At 64.7% G+C, this 2,821-nt stretch carries 3 protein-coding genes; all 3 read left to right on the forward strand.

The features are described from left to right. The coding region (locus AC1DT2_RS19960) for a peptidylprolyl isomerase (RefSeq protein ID WP_477298251.1) at positions 1–239 on the forward strand (239 nt) is incomplete at its 5' end. A 174-nt stretch (positions 240–413) separates the two neighbouring features. Then, positions 414–1,613 (forward strand): pyridoxal phosphate-dependent aminotransferase, encoded by a 1,200-nt coding sequence (locus AC1DT2_RS19965; protein ID WP_477298253.1) that lies wholly within the window; start codon positions 414–416, stop codon positions 1,611–1,613. A gap of 37 nt (positions 1,614–1,650) precedes the next feature. Then, positions 1,651–2,634: a malate dehydrogenase gene (locus AC1DT2_RS19970; RefSeq protein ID WP_477298255.1), complete on the forward strand. Its 984-nt coding sequence runs from the start codon at positions 1,651–1,653 to the stop codon at positions 2,632–2,634. Positions 2,635–2,821 lie beyond the last annotated feature (187 nt).

Genomic DNA, 2,821 nt, shown 5'->3' on the forward strand with positions numbered 1-2,821 from the left:
ACGCCGGCCCGGGCACCAATGGCTCGCAGTTCTTCATCACCCACGGTGCGACGCCGTGGCTGGATGGCAAGCACAGCGTCTTCGGCGAAGTCGTGGGCCCGGAAGACCAGGCCGTGGTCAACCAGATTGCCGGCGACGACACCATCGAGAAGGTGGTAGTCGAGGGTGACGTGGACGCACTGCTCGAGAAGCAGGCCGATAACGTTTCCAAGTGGAACGCGGTGCTGAACGCGCGTTAAGCGTCTGGTTCTTCGATGTTTGAAACGCCGCCTTCGGGCGGCGTTTCTGTTTCTGGCCCGCTGCTGCGGGATCGCCGCTGAAGCGGCTCCCACATCGCCGCTGAAGCGGCGATGCCCCTCCTACTCGCCCGTGTTAAAATAGCGGCCTTTGCCCCGTCCCCCTCCGAGGAAACGATGCCGCAGCTCGCCACGCGAATGGGTCGCGCCAAACCCAGTGCGATCATGGTCATTGCCGAAAAAGCCAAGCGCCTGAAAGCCGAGGGGCGCGACATTGTCAGCTTCTCGATCGGTGTCCCCAACTTTCTCCCCGGCGAGCACGTCTACGCCGCGGCCCGCGAGGCCCTGGCCAAGGATTCCGGCCAGTACGGCAGCAACCGCGGCTCCGATGCGCTGGTCGATGCCTTCCTCGGCCACATCGAGGCCCTCGGCCTGACGGGCTACAAGCGCGAGAACGTCTCCACCGGGGTCGGCGCCAAGCAGATCCTCTACAACCTGGCCGAAGCCCTGCTGGACGAGGGCGACGAAATCGCCTTCCCGGCGCCGTACTGGACCAGCTACCTCGACATCGCCGAGATCGTCGGCGCGAAGATCAACATCCTGCCGTGCCCGCCGGAGCAGCACTACAAGCTCACGCCGGCGCAGCTGGACGAAGCGCTGGCCCGCAAGCCGCGCGTCTTCCTGTTCAACAACCCGTCCAATCCCACCGGCATGGTCTACACGCGCGATGAAATCGTCGCGCTGGCCGACGTCATCGCGAAGTATCCGGACACCTGGATCATCACCGACGACATCTACAACACCATGGTGTTCGACGGCGTGGGTTACCACAACTTCGTGCACGTGCGCCCGGAACTGAAGGACCGCGTGATCTTCGTCGACTCGCTGTCGAAGACCTACGGCATGCCGGGCTGGCGTGTGGGCTTCATCGCCGCACCGGAGTCCGTGGCCAAGGCCGTGACCACGCTCAACTCGAACCACATCACCAGCCTGCCGGAAGTGATCACCGCCGCGGCCGTCGCTGCGTTGTCGGGCCCGCAGGATGTGCCGGCGGCGAAGTGCGCCGAATTCGCGGTCAAGCGCGATCGCGTTTACAACGCGCTGATCTCAATCACTGGCGTGGTCTGCCCGCGTCCGCAGGGCGCGTTCTACGCGTTCCCGGATATCTCGGTGGCCTTCGGCAAAAAGCACAACGGCGTGGAAATCACCTCCGACGTGGACTTCTGCGCCGCGTTGCTCGAGACCAAGGGCGTGGCCTGCGTGCCGGGTTCGGCCTTCGGCGAGCCGCGCGCGCTGCGCATTTCCTATTCCTGCCCGGACGAAGCACTCGACAAGGGCATGGCCCGCATCGTCGAGTTCTTTGCCGAGCTCACCTGATCATACGTCCCAAGCGATATTCCTGAGGAGTCGAAAGATGAAAGCACCCGTTCGCGTTGCCGTGACCGGCGCAGCCGGCCAGATCGGTTATGCCCTCCTGTTCCGTATCGCCGCCGGCGACATGCTGGGTCCYGACCAGCCGGTCATCCTGCACCTGCTCGAAATCACCCCGGCACTGCCGACCCTGCAGGGCGTGGTGATGGAGCTGAACGACTGCGCGTTCCCGACGCTCGCAGGCATCGTCGCCACCGACGACGTCAACGTCGCCTTCAAGGACGTCGACTACGCGCTGCTCGTGGGTGCGCGTCCGCGCGGCCCGGGCATGGAGCGCAAGGACCTGCTCGAAGCCAACGGCGCCATCTTCGGCCCGCAGGGCAAGGCCCTGAACGACCACGCCAAGCGCGACGTGCGCGTGCTCGTCGTCGGCAACCCGGCCAACACCAATGCGCTGATCGCGCAGCAGAACGCACCGGATCTCGATCCGAAGTGCTTCACGGCCATGGTCCGTCTCGACCACAACCGCGCGCTGTCGCAGCTGGCCGAGAAGACCGGCACGCATTCGACCGACATCAAGAAACTCACGATCTGGGGCAATCACAGCTCCACGCAGTACCCGGACCTGCACCAGACCACGGTGAAGGGCAAGGCTGCACTCGAGCAGGTCGACCAGGCCTGGTACGAGAGCGACTTCATCCCGACCGTGCAGCAGCGTGGCGCGGCGATCATCAAGGCCCGTGGTGCTTCTTCGGCTGCGTCGGCCGCGTCGGCCGCCATCGACCACATGCGTGACTGGACGCTCGGCACGGCCGAGGGTGACTGGGTCTCCATGGGTATCCCGTCGGACGGTTCCTATGGCGTCGAGAAGGGCGTGATCTTCGGCTACCCGGTGACCGTGAAGAACGGCAAGTACGCCATCGTCCAGGGCCTTCAGATCAACGCGTTCTCGCAGGCCCGCATCGATGCGACCGAGAAGGAGCTGCGCGAAGAGCGCGCTGGCGTGGAGCATCTGTTCGCGAAGTAAGCTCGCGGCAGGTTTCTGCAAATAAAAAGGCCGCGCTGCAAAAGCGCGGCCTTTTTTTGTTCTTCACGCATTACGGGGGCCGGGCGCTCGGCCGTCAGGCCGGGCATGCTTTCTCACCTTGCACCTTGCACCTTGCACCTTGCACCTTGCTCGCCTTCGGCCTCGCGGGCTCGGCTTTGCCATCGCT

Source organism: Luteibacter sp. P4_E6 (genome assembly GCF_056401535.1).

Bases quoted from the DNA above. Each gene is read 5' to 3' on its own strand.
- AC1DT2_RS19965 (WP_477298253.1), top strand. From the start codon at position 414: ATGCCGCAGCTCGCCACGCGAATGGGTCGCGCCAAACCCAGTGCGATC.